This window comes from Glutamicibacter sp. PAEs-4, from assembly GCF_051161755.1.
Taxonomy (GTDB): Bacteria; Actinomycetota; Actinomycetes; order Actinomycetales; family Micrococcaceae; genus Glutamicibacter; species Glutamicibacter nicotianae.
This window is the reverse complement of record NZ_CP195017.1, coordinates 1,813,515-1,833,161: the sequence shown is the minus strand read 5'-3', so window position 1 is coordinate 1,833,161 and position 19,647 is coordinate 1,813,515. Positions and strand designations below refer to the sequence as shown.

The window sequence follows — 19,647 nt, the reverse complement described above, 5'->3', positions numbered from 1 at the left end:
GAAGCACGCTTCAATGATCTACCTCATTGGTCCGATGGCCAGTGGCAAGTCCACCGTGGGCAAGTCACTGGCCACGGCCCTTTCTACCAGCTTCGCGGATTCCGACGCGGCCATCGTCGCCCACCACGGAACCATCGCGCAGATCTTCGCCGAACATGGCGAAGCGCATTTCCGCGACCTGGAAGTCCAGGCGCTGTGCCGGCTGCGCACCGGCGTGGTCGCCACCGGTGGCGGCGCGGTGCTGCGCGAGGAGAACCAGCAGCTGCTCTCGCGCGGCACGGTAATCTACCTGGAACTCGGCGAACAGGCTGCCGCCGAGCGCATCAAGGGCGACGGGCACCGCCCGCTGCTGGCTGGTGACGAAGCCCTCAAGAGCTGGATCGCCGTCTACGAAAAGCGCCGCCCGATTTATGAAATGCTCGCTGACGTGCATGTTCTCGTGGATGGAAAGTCCGTTTCGCAAATTCTCGACGAGGTATTGCCGCAGCTGGAACAGCTGTGATTAGCCTCACGAGATGCAACTTCTGGCCGGGCTCACGCGTACGCTAGAAAAATCACCACCATCAGGAGGAAGCTAGACTGATGCCTATCGCACCGACCACCATGAAGGTCACCGGAAGCACCCCCGCGGAGTCGTACCCCGTCATGGTCGGCAACGGCCTCTTGGGCCAACTGCCCGACCTGCTTGGTCCCGCGGTCAAGAAGGTCCTGGTCATCCACCCGCGAGCACTGCGCGCCACCGGCGACGTGGTTCGCGACGAACTGGCGAAGTTCGGCCTGGAGGCATTGACCGCGGAAATTCCGGATGCCGAAGAAGGCAAGCACATCCAGGTTGCCTCCTTCTGCTGGGAAGTGCTGGGCAAGAACGACTTCACCCGCTCCGATGCAGTCATTTCCGTGGGCGGCGGGGCCGTCACCGACGTGGCAGGATTCGTTGCTGCCACCTGGCTGCGCGGCGTGAAGGTCATCCATATTCCTACCTCCCTGCTGGCCATGGTCGACGCTGCCGTGGGCGGCAAGACCGGAATCAACACCGCCGAGGGCAAGAACCTCGTCGGCGCCTTCCACCCGCCGGCCGCTGTGCTCGCCGACCTCGACGCGCTGGCCACCTTGCCGAAGAACGAGCTGGTGACCGGCATGGCTGAAATCGTCAAGTGCGGCTTCATCGCAGACGAGCGCATCCTGGAACTGATCGAAGAGGATCCGGCCGATGCCGTCGATCCCGCCAGCGACCGCCTGCGCGAGCTGGTCGAGCGCACCATCGCCGTGAAGATCGACGTGGTCTCGCGCGACTTGAAGGAATCCGGCGACCGTGAATTCCTGAACTACGGCCACACCCTGGCCCACGCCATCGAGCTGGCCGAGCGCTACCAGATGCGCCATGGCGCAGCCGTGTCCATCGGCCTGGCTTTCGCCGCCGAACTGGGCCGCTCGGTGGGCTACACCTCCGACGCCGTGGCCGACCGCCACGTCGCGATCCTGAAGTCCCTCGGGTTGCCGACCACCTACCGCAACGACCGCTGGGCGGCGCTGCTCGACGGCATGAAGCGCGACAAGAAGGCCCGCGGCAGCCAGCTGCGCTTCGTCGTGCTGGAAGAAATCGGCAAGCCGCGCATCTACGAAGTGCCCGATAACTCGCTGCTCTTCGCCGCCTACCAGGAAATCGGGGAGTAGGCACATGGTCGACTACACCGCATACGCCATTGACGTCGCATCGGTAAACCGCGAAGGTGTCGGCACAGCTGTTGAAGGCGTGCTGATCGATCCCGAGACGCTCAAGCCCTACATCGCCGACGAGGCGGCCGCCGAGCAGCAGCTGCTGGTGGGTTCGCCCACCGACCAGGTAATGGTGCTGCTCGCCCGGGGCGAGCTGGCCAAGGCCGGCGAGCTGATCGCGGAATCGCGTTTCGTTGATCCGACCAACGCCCATCTGCGCGTCCTGGACACCGAGCTGACCCGCATGCAGGGCGACTTCGATCGCGCGATCAACCGCCTGCGCAAGCTGGCCGAGGAATTCGCCGGCACCGCGTACGAGCCGCTGATGCACTACCATGCAGGCCTGTCCTTCTTCGCAAAGGGCGATTACAAGGCGGCGGCCACGCGATTCCGCAAGGCCCTGGAGCTGCGCATCGAGTTGGACGACGACGCATACCTGGTCAACGCGGCCAGCACCTGCATGCATATTGCCGAAGAGCGCGCCGCGCAGTAATGCGCGCCACCGCGTCCAACCCTTTGTGCCCCATGGCGCGTAGGGTAAACTTGAACATGGATTTTTGATAATGCCGGCTGCAGCTGGCGAAAATAGAGGATTGAGGAAACGTGGCGGATACAACTGACATCAAGAATGGACAGGTCATCAAGATCGATGGCCAGCTCTGGACCATCATCGACTTCCAGCACGTCAAGCCAGGCAAGGGCGGCGCATTCGTGCGCACCAAGATGCGCAACGTCATCTCCGGCAAGGTCCTGGACAAGACCTACAACGCAGGCACCAAGATCGAACTGGCCACCGTTGACCGCCGCGATTACCAGTACCTCTACCAGGATGGCGAAGACTACGTCTTCATGAACCTGGAAGACTACGACCAGCTCACCGTTCCCGGCGCCACCGTTGGCGATGCCGCCGGCTTCCTGCTGGAGAACCAGAACCTGACCATCGCCATGTACGACGGCAGCCCGCTGTACCTGGAACTGCCGGCATCGGTCGTTCTGGAAATCACCTACACCGAGCCGGGCCTGCAGGGCGACCGCTCGTCGGCTGGCACCAAGCCGGCAACCCTGGAAACCGGCAAGGAAATCCAGGTGCCGCTGTTCGTCGAGCAGAACACCAAGGTGAAGGTTGACACCCGTACCGGCGATTACCTGGGTCGTGTCAACTAGTGAGAGCCCGCGCCAAAGCCCGCCGCCGAGCCCTTGAGTTCCTGTTCGAAGCCGAGGCCCGCGATGCAGATCCGCTGGCCGTAGCCATCGCACGACGGGAAAACTCGGACATCGTACTCAACGAGTACTCGCTGGCGATCATCGAAGGCGTGACCGCCCATCTGGCCCGCATTGACGAAGTTCTCGAAAGCTACGTCAAGGACTGGACCATCGAGCGCATGCCAGCTGTTGACCGCAGCGCACTGCGCATCGGCGTGTGGGAGCTGCTGTACAACGATGACGTTCCCGACGCTGTCGCCGTGGCCGAAGCCGTGGTGAACGTGCGGGAATTGTCCACCGGTGAATCGCCGGAGTTCGTCAATGGCGTTTTGGGCCGCATCCAGAGCGTCAAGGACACCCTGGTCGACTAATTCGATCCTCACGTTTCCGAGCCCGGGCCGGAACCCTTTTGCGGGGTTCCGGCCCGGGCTTTTTTGTGCAGCCATTGCCCGCGGGGCGTGCGACGGCGAGGCTAGGGTGCATGAACCAGAAGCCCGAACGCTGGAGCGAATCGGTGATCGTGGCGAACATGTGGCTTGATCCCGACCAGGATCCGCGGGAAGCAGGGGACGACCCGGTAGGGGAGCGGGCCACCTGCGAACGCTACCTGCGCGACTACCGGCTCACCATCGAACTCAAATGCCAGGGCCTGGACGCGGCCCAGATGGCCTCGCGCCCGGTCCCGCCCTCCACGCTCAGCCTGCTGGGCCTGTTGCGCCACCTCGGCGAAGTGGAGCGGGACTGGCGCAACTGGATCACCGCGGGCGAGCCTGCCGGCAGGATCTACTGGCCGGCGGGATCCGATTTCGAGGAGGTGCGCCCGGATCCCGCCCAGGTATCCCAGGCGCTGCGCATCCTGCATGAAGAGCAAGACGCCACCGACCGCCTGCTGGCCGGCTTCGAGGACCTCGGCCAGCGCGCGGGACGCGAGCAGGTGGTCATCCGCGACCTGATGGTCCACCGCATCGAGGAGTACGCCAGGCACAGCGGGCATGCAGACCTGCTGCGCGAATGCTTCGACGGACGGGTGGGCCAATGGCGCAGCACACTTCCAACGGTCCTGGCCGCTTAGTGCGTGTGTCGATCGCAACACCTGCCGTACCTGCGGCAGAGTCGGTTCACGGGATCTGCGTGATTCTGCCCCTCGGCGAGAACCGCCAGCTGCATCCTTGTGACCGATCCCACGCCCTATTCAGTGTCATGCATAGGTTTCCGCTAGGGAATCGCCTCGCGCTCGTGATAATTTGAGTTAGCAATATTCCTTTAAATCCCGTCCCGTGAGGCGGAGAAGGGAGAGGTGCACAGCATGGATGAGAATCCAGTGCCAGATGCCGCGCGCACGGTATTAACCGGCGACGACATCGAACGTGTACTCACTCGCGTAGCCTACGAAATCATCGAGGCCAACAAGGGCACCGACGACCTGGTCCTCCTTGGCATTCCCAGCCGCGGATTCCCGCTGGCCCAGCGCCTGGCCACCCGCATCGCAGCCACCGCCGACGGCAATCTCGACCCGGCATCGCTGGTCGGCCAGCTCGACATCACCATGTACCGCGACGATCTGCGCCACTCCACCACCCGCACCCCGGCGCCGACGCGCCTTCCAGCAGGCGGCATCGAGGGCAAGGTTGTCGTCCTGGTCGACGACGTGCTCTATTCCGGTCGCACCATCCGCGCCGCCCTGGACGCACTGGCCGACTGGGGACGCCCGCGCATCGTGCGCCTGGCCGTGCTGGTTGACCGCGGGCATCGCGAACTGCCGATCCGCGCCGATCATGTGGGCAAGAACCTGCCGACCGCGAAGAGCGAAAAGGTGCGCGTGCACCTGGCAGAAATCGATGGCACCAACGAAGTAGTGATCGAGGGCGCCGCATGAAGCACCTGCTCTCCACCGCGGATCTGACCCGCGACGAAGCCATCGCCATCCTGGATGTCGCCGAAGAGATGCGTGAATCGGGAACCCGCCAGATCAAGAAGCTGCCGGCCCTGCGCGGACGCACCGTGGTGAATCTGTTCTTCGAGGACTCCACCCGCACCCGGATTTCCTTCGAGGCCGCCGCCAAGCGCCTGAGCGCCGACGTCATCAACTTCTCGGCCAAGGGATCGAGCGTATCCAAGGGCGAGTCGCTGAAGGACACCGCGCAGACCCTGCTGGCCATCGGCGCCGACGCGGTGGTCATCCGCCACCCGGATTCCGGTGCCCCGGCCCGGCTGGCGGCCACCGACTGGATCGGGCTGCCGATCGTCAACGCCGGCGACGGCACGCATGAGCACCCCACCCAGGCGCTGCTCGACGCCTTCACCCTGCGCCGCCAGGTGGCGCTGCGCGAGGGCACCAGCCCGGCAGGCCGCGGCCTGGACGGGCTGAAGGTCGCGATCGTCGGCGACATCCTGCACAGCCGTGTCGCCCGCTCCAACCTGTGGCTGCTGAACACCCTCGGTGCCGAAGTCACGATGGTCGCCCCTCCGACCCTGCTGCCGGTCGGCGCCGGATCCTGGCCGTGCACCATCAGCTACGACCTGGACGAGGTGATCGCCAAGGGCGTCGACGCGCTGATGATGCTGCGCGTGCAGGGCGAGCGGATGAATGCCGCCTACTTCCCGAACCCCCGCGAATACTCGCGCTACTGGGGACTGGACGATGCGCGCCTGGCGGAATTGGACGCTTCGGGCGCCGAAACCCTGATCATGCACCCGGGTCCGATGAACCGCGGCCTGGAGATCTCCTCGGCCGCCGCGGACTCGCCGCGCTCCACCGTGCTCGACCAGGTCACCAATGGCGTGGCCGTGCGCATGGCCAGCCTCTACATGCTCCTCTCCGGCGACCTGATCTGAAGGAAGAAACCATGAACTACTTGATCAAGCAGGCCTCCATCCTCGGCGGCGAACCTGCCGACGTGCTGATCGCCGACGACAAGATCGCCCAGCTGGGCACCATCGCCGACGCCGGCGACGCGCAGGTGATCGATGCGACGGACCTGGTGCTGCTGCCGGGCCTGGTCGACACCCACACCCACCTGCGCGAACCGGGCCGCGAAGACGCCGAAACCGTGGAAACCGGTTCGCAGGCAGCCGCCCGCGGCGGCTACACCGCCGTGCACGCGATGGCCAACTCCACCCCGGTGGCCGACACCGCCGGCGTCGTCGAGCAGGTCTACGAATTGGGCCGCAAGGCCGGCTGGGTGGATGTCCGCCCGGTCGGTGCGGTCACCGTCGGCCTGGCCGGCAAGCAGCTGAGCGAAATCGGCGCGATGGCCGATTCCCGTGCCGCGGTGAAGATGTTCTCCGACGACGGCATCTGCGTCTTCGACCCGCTGCTGATGCGCCGCGCCCTGGAATACGTGAAGGCCTTCGACGGGGTCATCGCCCAGCACGCCCAGGAACCGCGGCTGACCGAAGGCGCCCAGATGAACGAGGGCGAAGTCTCCTCGATCCTGGGCATGCCCGGCTGGCCTGCGGTCGCCGAGGAATCGATCATCGCCCGCGATGTGCTGCTGGCCGAGCATGTCGGCGCGCGGCTGCACATCTGCCATGTGTCCACTGCCGGCTCGGTGGAGATCATCCGCTGGGCCAAGGCCCGCGGCATCCAGGTCACCGCGGAGGTCACCCCGCACCACCTGCTGCTCACCGACGAGAAAGTCCGCACCTACGACCCGGTGTTCAAGGTCAACCCGCCGCTGCGCCGCGAGGAAGACGTGATGGCGCTGCGCGCCGGCGTCGCCGACGGCACCATCGACGTGATCGGCACCGACCACGCCCCTCACCCGTCCGAAGCCAAGGACTGCGAGTGGGGCGCGGCGGCCATGGGCATGACCGGGCTGGAGACCGCGCTGTCGATCGTGCAGCACACGCTGGTCGACACCGGCTTGATGGGCTGGGCTGACGTCGCGCGCATCACCTCCGAGGTGCCCGCGCAGATCGGCCGCGTCGCCGACCAGGGCCGCCCGATCGCGGTGGGCGAGCCGGCCAACCTCACCCTGGTGGATCCGGCAGCCCGCTGGATCGTCGACCCGGCAGCCATGGCCACCAAGGGCCGCAACTCGCCATTCGCCGGCATGGAGCTGCCCGGATCGGTGCGCGCCACCTTCTTCCACGGGCACGCCACCGTGCTCGATGGCCAGCTGGCAACCCCGAGGTCGATCAATGCCTGAGGGAGCACTTCAGCCGCTCATCTGGACGATCGTCGCGGTCGTCGCTGCCGTGACGCTGATCCTGCTGGGCTGGCGCAACCTCAAGGCCCGGCAATCGGCGATTCCCGAGCCGTATGAGGAGTTCGCCGACCAGGTGGAGCACAGCTTCGAGGGCATGTACGTGGTCACCACGAAATTCGACGACTGGCTGGACCGCATTGCCGTGCATGAGCTCGGCGTGCGTACCAACGCCACCTTGGAACTGGGCAGCGAAGGCGTGCACCTGATCCGTTCCGGAGCGCGCGACGTGCACATCCCGTGGGAGCGCTACGAACAGGTCAAGCGCAGCAGCGGGATGATCGGCAAGGTCGTGGAGAAGAACGGCCTGATCGTCATCACCTGGAACAAGGACGGCTTCACCTTCGACACCGGATTCCGTCCCCGCTACCACGAGGACACCCCCAAGATTTATCAGTTGCTGGCGTCGCACGACGACGTAAGCCGAGCAGGAGACAAATAAGTGAATTCCCTGAGCAACCTACCAGCCGTGTTGGTACTCGAAGATGGCCGCATCTTCCGCGGACGCAGCTATGGCGCCGTGGGCACCACCCTGGGTGAAGCAGTCTTCACCACCGGCATGACCGGCTACCAGGAAACCCTGACTGACCCGTCCTACGCGCACCAGATCATCGTGCAGACCTTCCCGCACATCGGCAACACCGGCGTGAACTCCGAGGATCCGGAATCCACCCGCATGTGGGCCGCCGGCTACGTGGTCCGCGACGCCGCCCGCCGTCCAAGCAACTGGCGCAGCGAGCGCACCCTGGACGAGGACCTGGTCGAGTACGGCATCGTCGGCATCCAGGGCGTGGACACCCGCGCGCTGACCCGGCACCTGCGCGACGCCGGCGCCATGAAGTCCGGCATTTTCTCCGGCGATGACGCCGCGAAGTCCGACGCCGAACTGGTGGAACTGGTCAAGGCGCAGCCGTCGATGGCCGGGCGCAACATCTCCGCCGAGGTCTCGGTTGACACCGCCTACATCGTCGAGCCGGCCGACCACGGCTACACCGGCGAGCCCAAGCGCACCGTCGCCGCCATCGACCTGGGCATGAAGTCGATGACCCCGCACCGCCTGGCCGAGCGCGGCCTGCGCGTGCACGTGCTGCCGTACAACGCCACCCTTGAGGACATCAAGGCCACCGGCGCCGAAGGCGTCTTCTTCTCCAACGGCCCGGGCGACCCCGCCACCGCCACCGCGCAGGTGGAACTGGTGCGCTCGGTGCTCGATGCCGGCATGCCGTACTTCGGCATCTGCTTCGGCAACCAGATCCTGGGCCGCGCGCTGGGCTTCGACACCTACAAGCTGCGCTTCGGCCACCGCGGCATCAACCAGCCGGTGATGGACAAGGCCACCGGCCGCGTGGAAATCACCAGCCAGAACCACGGCTTCGCCGTCGACGCGCCGATCGAAGGCACCGTCACCGCGCCGGTCGAGCGCTTCGGCAAGGTCGAGGTCTCGCACTACTCGCTGAACGACCACGTGGTCGAGGGCCTGTCCTGCCTGGACATCCCGGCCTTCTCCGTGCAGTACCACCCAGAGGCCGCATCCGGCCCCCACGATGCCGCCTACCTCTTTGACCGCTTCATGACCGCGTTGGATTCCGCCGCAGAAAAGGACAGCAAGTAATGCCTAAGCGCACCGATCTGAAATCAGTTCTCGTCATCGGTTCGGGTCCGATCGTCATCGGCCAGGCCGCCGAGTTCGACTACTCCGGCACCCAGGCCCTGCGCGTGCTGAAGGAGGAGGGCCTGCGGGTCATCCTGGTCAACTCCAACCCGGCCACCATCATGACCGACCCGGAATTCGCCGACGCCACCTACGTCGAGCCGATCACCCCCGAGGTCGTCGAGAAGATCATTGCCAAGGAACGCCCGGATGCGATCCTGCCGACCCTGGGCGGGCAGACCGCGCTGAACACCGCGATCGCGCTGGACAAGTCCGGCGCCCTCCAGAAGTACGACGTCGAGCTGATCGGCGCGAACATCGAAGCCATCGAGCTGGGCGAGGACCGCGAGAAGTTCAAGGGCGTCGTCGAGCGCTGCGGCGCCGAATCGGCCCGCTCGGTCATCGTGCACACCCTGGACGAGGCCTTCGCCGCCGTCGAGGAGCTGAACTACCCGGTGGTCGTGCGCCCGTCGTTCACCATGGGCGGCCTGGGCTCGGGCATGGCCTACAACCCGGAGGACCTGCGCCGCATCGCCGGCGCCGGCCTGCAGTACTCGCCAACCACCGAGGTGCTCCTGGAGGAGTCGATCCTGGGCTGGAAGGAGTACGAGCTGGAGATGATGCGCGACAAGAACGACAACGTCGTGGTCGTGTGCTCCATCGAGAACTTCGACCCGGTCGGCGTGCACACCGGCGACTCGATCACCGTCGCCCCGGCGATGACCCTGACCGACCGCGAATACCAGAAGCTGCGCGACATCTCCATCGCGGTCATCCGCGAAGTCGGCGTGGACACCGGCGGCTGCAACATCCAGTTCGCCATCGACCCGGCCACCGGCCGCGTCGTGGTCATCGAGATGAACCCGCGCGTTTCGCGTTCCTCCGCGCTGGCTTCCAAGGCCACCGGCTTCGCGATCGCGAAGATCGCCACCAAGCTGGCCGTGGGCTACACCCTGGATGAGATCCCGAACGACATCACCCAGAAGACCCCGGCTTCCTTCGAGCCGGCCCTGGACTACGTGGTCGTGAAGGTCCCGCGCTTCGCCTTCGAGAAGTTCCCGGCCGCGGACAAGACCCTGACCACCACCATGAAGTCGGTCGGCGAAGCGATGGCCCTGGGCCGCAATTTCACCGAAGCCCTGCAGAAGGCGCTGCGCTCCCTGGAGCAGAAGGGCTCCGAGCTGTCCTTCGAGCCGATCCCGGAAGCCGAGCACGAAGCAGTGCTGGCCTCGATCGTGAAGGGCTCGACCGAACGCCTCTCGCTGGTCCAGCGCCTGCTGTTCTCCGGCGTGTCCATCGAGAAGCTGTTCGAGACCACCGCGATCGACCCCTGGTACCTGGACCAGCTGCAGCTGATCAACGAGGTCGCGCAGCTGGTGGCCGCGAACAAGCACCTGCCCGAGCACGTGCTGCGCGAAGCCAAGCGCCACGGCTTCTCCGATGCGCAGCTGGCCCAGCTCACCGGCAAGTCCGAGTCGGTGATCCGCGGCATCCGCCACGCGCTGGGCGTGCGCCCGGTCTACAAGACCGTTGACACCTGCGCCGCCGAGTTCGAGGCCTTCACCCCGTACATGTACTCCTCGTACGACGAGGAGACCGAGGTGGCGGCCCACGAGAAGAAGTCGGTCATCATCCTCGGCTCGGGTCCGAACCGCATCGGCCAGGGCATCGAGTTCGACTACTCCTGCGTGCACGCGGTGATGGCGCTGCGCGCCGAGGGCTACGAGACCGTGATGGTCAACTGCAACCCGGAGACCGTCTCCACCGACTACGACATCTCCGACCGCCTCTACTTCGAGCCGCTGACCCTGGAAGACGTGCTCGAGGTCATCCACGCCGAAGAGGAAACCGGCGGCGTGCTGGGCGTATTCGTCCAGCTCGGCGGCCAGACCCCGCTGAAGCTCGCCGCCGAGCTGAAGGCCGCCGGCGTGCCGATCCTGGGCACCTCGCCGGAAGCCATCGACCTGGCCGAGCACCGCGGCGCCTTCCAGCAGGTGCTGGACAACGCCGGGCTCGTCGCGCCGAAGAACGGCACCGCCGTGTCCTTCGCCGAGGCCAAGGCCATCGCCGACTCCATCGGCTACCCGGTGCTGGTCCGCCCGTCCTACGTGCTGGGCGGCCGCGGCATGGAGATCGTGTACGACGAGGCCAACCTCGAGCGCTACATCACCAACGCCACCGAGATCACCGTGGACCACCCGGTCCTGGTCGACCGCTTCCTGGAAGACGCGATCGAGATCGACGTCGACGCCCTGTTCGACGGCACCGACCTGTACGTCGGCGGCATCATGGAGCACATCGAGGAAGCCGGCATCCACTCGGGCGACTCGGCCTGCACCCTGCCTCCGATCACCCTGGGCCCTGACGTGCGCGAGCGCGTGAAGCAGGCCACCCGGGCGATCGCCGAAGGCGTGGGCGTGCGCGGCCTGATCAACATCCAGTTCGCGCTGGCCAGCGACATCCTGTACGTGATCGAGGCGAACCCGCGTGCTTCGCGCACCGTGCCGTTCACCTCGAAGGCCACCGGCGTGCAGCTGTCCAAGGTCGCCGCGCTGATCGGCGTCGGCAAGACCCTGGCCGAGCTGCGCGGCAGCTACCTGCCGGCCACCGGCGACGGCGCGCACCTGCCGGAAGCCGCGGCCATCGCCGTGAAGGAAGCGGTCATGCCGTTCGCCCGCTTCCGCACCCCGGAAGGCAAGGTCGTCGACTCGCTGCTCGGCCCTGAAATGCGCTCCACCGGCGAGGTCATGGGCTTCGACAAGTACTTCGACACCGCCTTCGCCAAGTCGCAAGCCGCGGCGAACAACCCGCTGCCCACCGCCGGCAAGGTCTTCGTCTCGGTCACCAACCGCGACAAGCGCTCGATCGTGATGCCGGTCAAGCACCTGTCCGACAACGGCTTCGAGATCATCTCCACCGGCGGCACCGCCGAGGTGCTGCGCCGCAACGGCATCCCGACCCAGGTGGTGGGCAAGCTGCACGAAGGCGGGGAGTCCATCGTCGACCTGATCGTGGCCGGCCAGATCGGCCTGATCCTGAACACCCCGTCGGGTTCGGATGCGCGTGGCGACGGCTACGAGATCCGCGCCGCCGCGACCTCGGTCGGCACCCCGGTGATCACCACCGTTGCGGAATTCAACGCCTCCGTCCAGGCAATCGATGCCCTGCGCGAGTACGAGTGGGATGTCACCAGCTTGCAGGTGCACGACGCCAACCTGAACGCGGCACGCAATGCCTGAGCCGATTCCATTCGGCCAGCGGCTTCGTTCGGCCATGCAGGCTTCCGGCCCGCTGTGCGTGGGGATTGATCCGCACCCGGCGCTGCTGGAAGCCTGGGGGCTGGAGAATACCGCCGATGGCGTGCGATCTTTCTCACTGGCAGTCGTGGAAGCGATGGCCGGTGCGGCGGCAATCCTCAAGCCCCAGGTCGCCCTGTACGAGCGCTTCGGGTCCAAGGGATTTGCCGCGCTGGAGGACACCTTGAGCGCCGCGAAGGCCGCCGGGCTGCTCACGTTGGCCGACGCCAAGCGCGGGGATATCGGTTCGACCATGGCCGCGTACGCGACCGCATGGCTCGATGACGCTTCCCCGCTGGCCTCAGACGCGGTGACCTTAAGCCCATACCTGGGCTACGAGTCGCTGCGCCCGGCACTGGATTTGGCTGCTGCCACCGGCCGGGGAGTGTTCGTTCTCGGACTGACTTCCAACCCGGAGGGGCCGTCGGTGCAGCATGTCGGCGGTGAAAACTCTGTTGCTAAAACGATTATTGACCAAGTCACTGCGGAAAATTCAGGTGCAGAAGATTTAGGTCATGTCGGTTTGGTCGTCGGCGCCACCATCGGCGATGCGCCGGCCAAGCTCGGAATCGATCTAGCGACCTCCAAGGCTCCGCTGCTCACACCGGGACTTGGCGCGCAAGGCGCCACGGCAGCTGATATTGCCAAGTCATTCGCCTCCAGCTACGGCCAAGTGCTGGGCACGAGCAGCCGGGACATCCTCAAAGCGGGGCCGGACAAGACCGCGCTCCGCGACAAGGCCCTGAGGGTCCGGGACGAATTGCTGGCAGCTAGCTAGCAAAAAATTCGAATAAGTGGCATAGGCGCGTTGTGGCTATTAGAGTTTCTAGTAGCCACAACGCGTTTAGTCTTGCAAAAGCAGCGTTACCTCGCTATGTTTCTCAACATAAGCCTTAGTCCACTACAACTGAAGGATGGCTGAACGATGGTACTGCGAGAACTCTCTGACGAAGATCGTATCCGGGCCCGCGCCAAGGCACTCGCCGCACGCACTCGTCGTGCAGAAATCAAGGCGGAGTTCAGTGCCGGAAAAATTTCCATCACCGAGGTACTAGACTTGGTATACGAAGATGAAGCCGTGGGACGCATGCGTGTCATGGACCTTCTGGAATCGGTACCGGGCGTAGGTGAAGTACGTGCGGCAAACTTGCTGGAGCGACTTGGCATTTCCCCATCACGCCGTCTGCGCGGACTGGGACGCAAGCAGCGCACCGCAATCACCGAGCACTTCAAGCAAAGCCCGCCAAAAACGAAAGTGTAGTCAATGACCGCAGCGTCGGTAACTGTTCTAGCCGGCCCCACGGCAGTAGGCAAGGGCACCGTCTCTACCTACATCCGCGATAACTATCCAGATGTCTGGCTCTCGGTGTCGGCAACGACCCGCAACGCCCGGCCGGGGGAGCAGGATGGAGTCCACTACTTCTTCGTGGGCCCCGAGCGCTTCCAAACCCTGGTTGAGGAAGGCCAGATGCTGGAATGGGCTGTCGTCCATGGCCAGAACAGCTACGGCACGATTCGCTCCACGGTTGAAAATGCAGTGGCACAGGGCAAGAAGGTCCTGCTGGAAATCGATCTGCAGGGTGCGCGCCAGGTCAAGGAGTCGATGCCCGAGGCAAAATTCGTCTTTCTCGCCCCGCCATCGTGGGACGAATTGGTGCGCCGGCTTGTGGGACGCGGCACTGAAACCGCCGAGGAACAGCAGCGCCGCCTGGAAACCGCTAAACTAGAACTTGCAGCGGAATCAGAATTCGACGTGACCATCGTCAACGACGATGTCGCACGTGCCGCCGAAGAGCTTGTAGCCCTCATGGGGCTAAAGAACGACAAATAGGGAGTCCTGTGTCCAACCCAGAGGGAATCATCAACCCATCGATCGACTCGTTGCTTGAGACCAACGACTCGAAGTACGCCATCGTGCTGAACTCGGCCAAGCGCGCACGCCAGATCAACGCCTACTACGCGCAGCTCAACGAAGGCCTGTTCGAGTACGTCGGCCCGCTGGTGGAAACTAAGCTGAACGAGAAGCCCCTGACCATCGCCTTGCGCGAGCTGGATGACAGCCTGCTGAAGGTCACTCCGGCCGAGGCCATCGAGGACTAATCGAAAAGTCGGCGCCCCGCAGCGGGCGCCTTCTTTTTCGTTAAGCTCCTTTTCCACCCACCTCATCACCGCACCGAATCCTCGAGGAAGTACTTCGTGAAGCGAATTGTCCTAGGCGTCTCGGCTGGCATCGCCGCCTACAAGTCCGTGCTCCTGCTGCGCTTGCTGCGCGAAGCCGGCCACCATGTCGATGTGATCCCCACCCAGAACGTCGCGAACTTCGTGGGCAATGCCACCTGGGAGGCCCTGTCCGGAAATCCGGTGACCTCGAATGTGTTCGAAGCGGTCGATACCGTCAACCACGTGCGCCTTGGCCAGCAGGCCGATCTGGTATTGATTGTTCCGGCTACCGCCGATGTGCTGGCCAAGGCCGCCGCAGGGCTGGCCGACGACCTGCTCACCGGCACCTTGCTGGCCACCCGGGCTCCGGTTGTGATGGCCCCGGCCATGCACACCGAAATGTGGCAGCACCCGGCCACCGTCGCGAACGTGCAGACCCTGCGCGATCGCGGCGTGCGGGTGATCGAACCTGCCTCGGGGCGGCTTACCGGAAAGGATTCGGGACCGGGCCGGCTTCCGGAACCAGATGAGATCTTCGCGGCAGTCCAGGACCTGCTCTCCGAGCCGGTGCTCGCTGGTTCCAAGGTCCTGATCACCGCCGGGGGCACCCGCGAACCGCTGGACCCGGTGCGCTTCTTGGGCAACCGCTCCTCGGGCCGCCAGGGTGTCGCGCTGGCGCAGGCCGCCCGTGATGCCGGGGCCGAGGTCACGCTGATCGCCACCCATCTGGAAGTTCCCGCGCCGCATGGCGTGAAGCTGGTGCACGCTTCAAGCGCGCTGGAGCTGCGCGAGGCGGTCTTCGAGAACGCTCCGGGCCAGGACGTGCTGATCATGAACGCGGCGGTCGCCGATTTCCGTCCGGCACGCATCGAGAACTCGAAGATCAAGAAGCGCGACGAGCATTCGGCACCGGTCATCGAGTTGGTGCGCAACCCGGATATCCTCGCCGAACTGGTTTCCGCCCGCAGCCAGAACCCGGACCTGCCGGAGTTCATCGTCGGCTTTGCCGCCGAGACCGGCGACGAGCAGGGCAGCGTGCTCGAGTACGGGCAGGCCAAGCTGGAGCGCAAGGGCTGCGAAATGCTCGTGGTCAATGAGGTGGGCGCGACGCTGACCTTCGGGCAGGAAACCAACAGCATCCACGTCCTCTTCGCCGATCACGCCGAAGCGGTGCAAGCCTCGGGCAGCAAGCTGGAGGTGGCCCGCGTGGTCATCGAGCAGATTTCGAATGCCACAAAAAGTCATGCAGCTGTAACAAAGTGAGCCGCGCCATGTGGTGCTTGTTCACGAAATGTCCTAGTTCTGCTTACCGGTCCCAGAGACCAGATAGAGTTATACGGTGACTTCAACAACCCCTGAACTTCGTCTTTTCACCTCGGAATCCGTGACCGAGGGCCACCCCGACAAGATCTGCGACCAGATCTCGGACGCGATCCTCGACGCCATGCTGGCCCAGGATCCGGACTCGAAGGTCGCCGTCGAGACGCTGACCACCACCGGCCTGGTGCACGTGGCCGGCGAGGTGACCACCAACGGCTATGTGGAGATCCCTGAGATCGTCCGCAAGACCATTTTGGACATCGGCTACGACTCCTCGGCCAACGGCTTCGACGGGGCGCGCTGCGGCGTGTCCGTGTCCATCGGCCAGCAGTCCCAGGAAATCCACGACGGCGTCTTCAACTCGCTGGAGTCCCGCGAAGGCACCGCCAAGGACCCGCGCGACATGCAGGGCGCCGGCGACCAAGGCCTGATGTTCGGCTACGCCTCGGATGAAACCGATTCGCTGATGCCTACCTCGATCTTCCTGGCGCACCGCCTGTCCGAACGGCTGACCCAGGTCCGCAAGAACGGCCGCATGCCGCTGCTGCGCCCGGACGGCAAGACCCAGGTCACCATCGGCTACGACGGCGACAAGCCGGTCTCCGTGGACACCGTGGTCGTTTCCAGCCAGCACGCCGCCGAATACGAGCTGGCCACGCTGAAGGCCGACCTGCACGAAGAGGTCGTCACCCCGATCCTGGAGCGTTCGGGCCTGGATACCTCGAACACGAAGATCATCCTGAATCCTTCGGGCCCGTTCATCATCGGCGGCCCCGTCGGCGATGCCGGGTTGACCGGACGCAAGATCATCGTCGATACCTACGGCGGCTTCGCCCGCCACGGCGGCGGCGCGTTCTCCGGCAAGGATCCATCGAAGGTCGACCGCTCCGCAGCCTACGCCATGCGCTGGGTGGCCAAGAATGTGGTCGCCGCCGGCCTGGCCCGCCGCGCCGAGGTCCAGGTGGCCTACGCGATCGGCGTGGCCCGTCCGGTGGGCCTGTACGTGGAGACCTTCGGCACCGAGACCGTTGACCCGGCGAAGATCACCAAGGCCATCAACGAGGTGTTCGACCTGCGTCCGCTGGGCATCATCGAGGACCTGGACCTCAAGCGCCCGATCTACCGCAAGACCGCTGCCCACGGCCATTTCGGCCGCGAGGACAACGACTTCACCTGGGAGAAGCTGGACCGCGTCGACGCCCTGCGCAGCTGGTTCAACGCCTAGCCACCGTGCAGCAAGACGCCCTGATCTCAGCACCCGAGCCGGCCCGCATCAAGCGGGTTGCCCGGGTGCTGATTGATTCTTCGGTCCCGCACCTGGACCGCTTCTTCGACTACGAGATCCCGCCCTCGATGGCGGAGGATGCGGTGGCCGGAGTCCGCGTGAAGGTGCACTTCGGCCCGCAGCTGCTCTCCGGGTTCATCGTTGCCGTGCTTGAGGACTACGCCCCGGAAATGAAGCTGAGGCCGCTGGCCAAGCTGGTCAGCTCCCAGGTGGCGCTGTACCCGGCGATCGTGGACGCCGCGCAGGAGGTCGCCACCCGCTACGCCGGCACCCTGTGGGATGTGGTGCGCCTGGCCGTTCCCGCCCGCGCCGCCAAGGTCGAAAATGAGGAACTGGCCACCGTCGCCCCAAAGCTGCCCGAGGCGCCGAACCAGCTGCTCCACTACGAGCACGGGGAGCGGGCACTGGCGGCCTGGGGCAGTGGCGAAACCCTGCGGGCAGTGGCCACCTGGGTGCCGAATTTCCACGGTGCCTGGCCCGGCTTCCTGATGGATGCCGCCCGTCCGGTGATCGAGCGCGGCCAGCGGGTGCTGCTGATCGTGCCCGATGCCCGCGACCTGCGCCTGCTGGGCGGCTACCTCGACGAGCACTTCGGGGCCGAATCTTATGCCCGGCTGCAGGCCGACGACGGGCCGACACCGCGCTACCGCAACTTCCTGCGCGCCATCGGCGGGCACGTGCAGATCGTCATCGGCACCCGCTCGGCGGCGCTGTGCCACGTTCCGGGGCTGGAACTGATGATCGTGTGGCAGGACGCGGACCACTCGCACCGCGAACAGCGCGCGCCCTACCAGCACAGCCGCGAAGTGGCCTTGCTGCGCAGCGCGCAGGCAGGCATCTCCCTGCTGATCGCCGCGCCATCGCGCTCGGTCGAAGCCCAGCGCCTGGTGGACACCGGCTGGGCCATCGAGCTGAAGGTGCCGCGCGAGCTGCTGCGTGCGCACACGGCCCGCGTCGTGGCCACCACCAATGATTTCGAGCTGGAGCGCGACCCGGTGCTGGCTAGGGCCCGCATCCCGTCGCTGGCTTGGCGCGAAGCCACCAAGGCGCTGGAAACCGGTCCGGTGCTGGTGCAGGTGGCGCGCACCGGGTTCATGCCTGCCCTGGCCTGCCAGGATTGCCGGACCGCTGCGCGCTGCCCCGCCTGCCAGGGCCCGCTGCACATTGCCGGCAAGGGCTCGCATGTGGCCTGCCGCTGGTGCGGCGAGCAGTACCACGACTACCGCTGCGCGCACTGCGCCTCGCCGCGGATCCGGGCCGCCAGCATCGGCGCCGACCGCACCGCCGAAGAACTCGGCCTGGCCTTTCCCAAGGTCAGCGTTATTTCTTCCACCGGAGCAAAGCCGGTGGACAGGATCGGCGACAAGCCGGCGCTGGTCGTCGCAACCCCTGGGGTCGAACCGTTTGCCGAATCCGGGTACGCCGCGGTGCTGCTGCTCGATGCCGACAGGATGATGGCCCACGATTCGCTGCGCAACGCCGAGGAAGTCATCGCCCGATGGTTCACCGCCGCCTCCATGGCGCGGGCTGACGGAGTCGTGGTGCTGACCGGCAATCCGAGCCCTGCCGGGGCCGCGCTGGTGCGCTACGACCCGGCGAGCTTTGCCGAACGCGAATTGGCCGAGCGCCGCGAGGTGGGGCTGCCTCCGGCGGTGCGCAGCGCGGTCATTTCGGGTCTGGGAGCCGAACGGCTGGTCGCCAACCTGGATCCCGAGACCCGTGCGCGCGTGCAGATCCATGGTCCGACGGTGATTGACGGGCCGCCGGCCCAGCACCGCTACGTGCTCTTCTTCTCCTACGCCGACGGAACCGCGGTGACCACGGCGCTGCGCCACCTGCGCGCAACCATGTCCGCGGCCAAGGACCCGGTCGTGGCGATCGCCATCGATCCGGACGACGCGCTCTAGGAACGTGCCGCGGCGCTAGTGTCGGCCAGCTGCCAGCTGCTGCAGGAAGCGGTCGATGGCCTTCGCGGTTTCCGGGGCCTTTTCATAGTGGATCAGGTGCCCGACGTTCTCGAGCATCACCAGCTGCGCGTCGGCGAAGCTTGCCCGCAGCGTTTCCTGCGTCTGCGGGGTGCCCAATTCGTCTTCCCTGCCGGCGACCAGTAGCGTGGGCAGTCCCAGGGCAGGGGAGTAGTCCCCGACGGTCGAGCTGATCGACGCGCGGTAGGACTGGGCCAGGGTCGCGCGCGAATGGAAGCCGCCGAAATAGGCGCGGTGCTGCTCGCGCACGTAGGCCCGGATGTCCGGGTCCTTGCTCTTGGTCATCACCAGGCTCATCGCATCGCTGAACAGCCTGGATCGCAGCAGCGCTTCGCCGATGCCCGCCGGAATCCTGGCGCATGCCTCGTAGTAGCCGCTGGCCAGCTTGGACAGCAGCGCCTGGTCGGATTCCAAGGCAAGCTCCGAGATCGGATTCAGCAAGAGCAACGAGGCGAAGCTGCGCACGGTGGCCAGCTTGGCGGCCACGATCGATCCGAAGGAATGCCCCAGCAGGTGCACCGAAGGACCCAGCTGCAGTTCTTCGGCCAGCTGGTTGAGCACCGCCGCATACCCGTCGACATCGTGGTCCAGATCCAGCATCGACGTCGAGGAGCCGAAACCCGGCAGGTCGGGGACGACCACCGTGTAGTGCGGCAGATGCGAGACGATGCGCGCCAGCCCGTGGTGGTCGCCGCGGAATCCGTGCACCGCGTAGATCACGCCGCGCGAGGGCTTCTGGGCCGGGTGGGTGTAGACGCGGATTTCGGCGCCGTTGAAATGGTGGGTGGTCGCTAGCTGCTGTCGGGGGGCCATGGCTTTAACC

General features: G+C 65.7%; 20 protein-coding genes. 19 read left to right on the top strand and 1 reads right to left on the bottom strand.

Features of this window, described 5'->3' with window-relative positions:
* The first annotated feature begins 13 nt into the window (after positions 1 to 13).
* The 19 genes from ACR9WD_RS08640 to ACR9WD_RS08550 all read left to right on the top strand — a co-directional run bounded on the left by ACR9WD_RS08640 (position 14) and on the right by ACR9WD_RS08550 (position 18,746).
* A complete protein-coding gene (locus ACR9WD_RS08640; protein WP_038991140.1) occupies positions 14 to 502 on the top strand; it encodes a shikimate kinase in 489 nt (162 codons plus the stop codon).
* 80 nt (positions 503 to 582) lie between these two features.
* Positions 583 to 1,674: a 3-dehydroquinate synthase gene (gene aroB / locus ACR9WD_RS08635; RefSeq protein WP_066138477.1), complete on the top strand. Its 1,092-nt coding sequence runs from the start codon at positions 583 to 585 to the stop codon at positions 1,672 to 1,674.
* Between the two features lie 4 nt (positions 1,675 to 1,678).
* On the top strand, positions 1,679 to 2,209 hold the full coding sequence (locus tag ACR9WD_RS08630) for a tetratricopeptide repeat protein (protein WP_038991136.1): 531 nt from the start codon (positions 1,679 to 1,681) through the stop codon (positions 2,207 to 2,209).
* A gap of 110 nt (positions 2,210 to 2,319) precedes the next feature.
* A complete protein-coding gene (efp, locus tag ACR9WD_RS08625) occupies positions 2,320 to 2,880 on the top strand; it encodes an elongation factor P (RefSeq protein WP_038991131.1) in 561 nt (186 codons plus the stop codon).
* Entirely contained in the window at positions 2,880 to 3,290 is a 411-nt protein-coding gene (gene nusB, locus ACR9WD_RS08620; protein ID WP_434921935.1) for a transcription antitermination factor NusB, read from the top strand. The genes efp and nusB overlap by 1 nt, the downstream gene beginning before the upstream one ends.
* 110 nt (positions 3,291 to 3,400) lie before the next feature.
* Entirely contained in the window at positions 3,401 to 3,991 is a 591-nt protein-coding gene (locus ACR9WD_RS08615) for a DUF664 domain-containing protein (protein ID WP_434921934.1), read from the top strand.
* A gap of 234 nt (positions 3,992 to 4,225) precedes the next feature.
* Positions 4,226 to 4,795 carry a bifunctional pyr operon transcriptional regulator/uracil phosphoribosyltransferase PyrR gene (gene pyrR / locus ACR9WD_RS08610; RefSeq protein WP_198934341.1) on the top strand — a complete coding sequence of 190 codons (570 nt, stop codon included), beginning with the start codon at positions 4,226 to 4,228 and terminating at the stop codon, positions 4,793 to 4,795.
* Entirely contained in the window at positions 4,792 to 5,754 is a 963-nt protein-coding gene (locus ACR9WD_RS08605; protein ID WP_204722202.1) for an aspartate carbamoyltransferase catalytic subunit, read from the top strand. The genes pyrR and ACR9WD_RS08605 overlap by 4 nt, the downstream gene beginning before the upstream one ends.
* An 11-nt stretch (positions 5,755 to 5,765) precedes the next feature.
* A complete protein-coding gene (locus tag ACR9WD_RS08600; RefSeq protein ID WP_434921933.1) occupies positions 5,766 to 7,070 on the top strand; it encodes a dihydroorotase in 1,305 nt (434 codons plus the stop codon).
* Complete coding sequence (locus ACR9WD_RS08595; RefSeq protein ID WP_083586605.1) at positions 7,063 to 7,569, top strand: hypothetical protein; 507 nt, start codon at positions 7,063 to 7,065, stop codon at positions 7,567 to 7,569. Before ACR9WD_RS08600 ends, ACR9WD_RS08595 begins: the two co-directional genes overlap by 8 nt.
* Positions 7,570 to 8,739, top strand: coding sequence for a glutamine-hydrolyzing carbamoyl-phosphate synthase small subunit (carA, locus tag ACR9WD_RS08590; protein ID WP_066138470.1), 1,170 nt, complete (start codon positions 7,570 to 7,572; stop codon positions 8,737 to 8,739).
* Entirely contained in the window at positions 8,739 to 12,017 is a 3,279-nt protein-coding gene (gene carB / locus ACR9WD_RS08585) for a carbamoyl-phosphate synthase large subunit (RefSeq protein WP_038991121.1), read from the top strand. Before carA ends, carB begins: the two co-directional genes overlap by 1 nt.
* Entirely contained in the window at positions 12,010 to 12,852 is an 843-nt protein-coding gene (gene pyrF, locus ACR9WD_RS08580; protein WP_073706210.1) for an orotidine-5'-phosphate decarboxylase, read from the top strand. The genes carB and pyrF overlap by 8 nt, the downstream gene beginning before the upstream one ends.
* A 147-nt stretch (positions 12,853 to 12,999) precedes the next feature.
* Positions 13,000 to 13,335 (top strand): integration host factor, actinobacterial type, encoded by a 336-nt coding sequence (gene mihF, locus ACR9WD_RS08575; protein ID WP_013349055.1) that lies wholly within the window; start codon positions 13,000 to 13,002, stop codon positions 13,333 to 13,335.
* Between the two features lie 3 nt (positions 13,336 to 13,338).
* Positions 13,339 to 13,905, top strand: a complete 567-nt coding sequence (gene gmk / locus ACR9WD_RS08570; RefSeq protein WP_038991117.1) for a guanylate kinase — start codon at positions 13,339 to 13,341, stop codon at positions 13,903 to 13,905.
* 8 nt (positions 13,906 to 13,913) lie between these two features.
* On the top strand, positions 13,914 to 14,174 hold the full coding sequence (gene rpoZ / locus ACR9WD_RS08565; protein ID WP_038991115.1) for a DNA-directed RNA polymerase subunit omega: 261 nt from the start codon (positions 13,914 to 13,916) through the stop codon (positions 14,172 to 14,174).
* Between the two features lie 96 nt (positions 14,175 to 14,270).
* Positions 14,271 to 15,497, top strand: coding sequence for a bifunctional phosphopantothenoylcysteine decarboxylase/phosphopantothenate--cysteine ligase CoaBC (gene coaBC, locus ACR9WD_RS08560; protein WP_038991114.1), 1,227 nt, complete (start codon positions 14,271 to 14,273; stop codon positions 15,495 to 15,497).
* Between the two features lie 76 nt (positions 15,498 to 15,573).
* Positions 15,574 to 16,779, top strand: a complete 1,206-nt coding sequence (gene metK, locus ACR9WD_RS08555; protein WP_038991113.1) for a methionine adenosyltransferase — start codon at positions 15,574 to 15,576, stop codon at positions 16,777 to 16,779.
* A 5-nt stretch (positions 16,780 to 16,784) separates the two neighbouring features.
* Positions 16,785 to 18,746, top strand: coding sequence for a primosomal protein PriA (locus ACR9WD_RS08550; RefSeq protein WP_190263579.1), 1,962 nt, complete (start codon positions 16,785 to 16,787; stop codon positions 18,744 to 18,746).
* 15 nt (positions 18,747 to 18,761) lie between these two features.
* On the opposite strand, the gene ACR9WD_RS08545 is transcribed toward ACR9WD_RS08550, so the two are convergent.
* A complete protein-coding gene (locus ACR9WD_RS08545; protein WP_073706212.1) occupies positions 18,762 to 19,637 on the bottom strand; it encodes an alpha/beta fold hydrolase in 876 nt (291 codons plus the stop codon).
* Positions 19,638 to 19,647: the final 10 nt, after the last annotated feature.

Excerpts from the sequence above, each read along its gene's own strand:
- ACR9WD_RS08640 (WP_038991140.1), top strand. The coding sequence starts at position 14 with ATGATCTACCTCATTGGTCCGATGGCCAGTGGCAAGTCCACCGTGGGC.
- aroB (WP_066138477.1), top strand. The coding sequence starts at position 583 with ATGCCTATCGCACCGACCACCATGAAGGTCACCGGAAGCACCCCCGCG.
- ACR9WD_RS08630 (WP_038991136.1), top strand. The coding sequence starts at position 1,679 with ATGGTCGACTACACCGCATACGCCATTGACGTCGCATCGGTAAACCGC.
- ACR9WD_RS08615 (WP_434921934.1), top strand. The coding sequence starts at position 3,401 with ATGAACCAGAAGCCCGAACGCTGGAGCGAATCGGTGATCGTGGCGAAC.
- pyrR (WP_198934341.1), top strand. The coding sequence starts at position 4,226 with ATGGATGAGAATCCAGTGCCAGATGCCGCGCGCACGGTATTAACCGGC.
- ACR9WD_RS08605 (WP_204722202.1), top strand. The coding sequence starts at position 4,792 with ATGAAGCACCTGCTCTCCACCGCGGATCTGACCCGCGACGAAGCCATC.
- ACR9WD_RS08600 (WP_434921933.1), top strand. The coding sequence starts at position 5,766 with ATGAACTACTTGATCAAGCAGGCCTCCATCCTCGGCGGCGAACCTGCC.
- ACR9WD_RS08595 (WP_083586605.1), top strand. The coding sequence starts at position 7,063 with ATGCCTGAGGGAGCACTTCAGCCGCTCATCTGGACGATCGTCGCGGTC.
- carB (WP_038991121.1), top strand. The coding sequence starts at position 8,739 with ATGCCTAAGCGCACCGATCTGAAATCAGTTCTCGTCATCGGTTCGGGT.
- pyrF (WP_073706210.1), top strand. The coding sequence starts at position 12,010 with ATGCCTGAGCCGATTCCATTCGGCCAGCGGCTTCGTTCGGCCATGCAG.
- mihF (WP_013349055.1), top strand. The coding sequence starts at position 13,000 with ATGGTACTGCGAGAACTCTCTGACGAAGATCGTATCCGGGCCCGCGCC.
- gmk (WP_038991117.1), top strand. The coding sequence starts at position 13,339 with ATGACCGCAGCGTCGGTAACTGTTCTAGCCGGCCCCACGGCAGTAGGC.
- ACR9WD_RS08545 (WP_073706212.1), bottom strand. The coding sequence starts at position 19,637 with ATGGCCCCCCGACAGCAGCTAGCGACCACCCACCATTTCAACGGCGCC.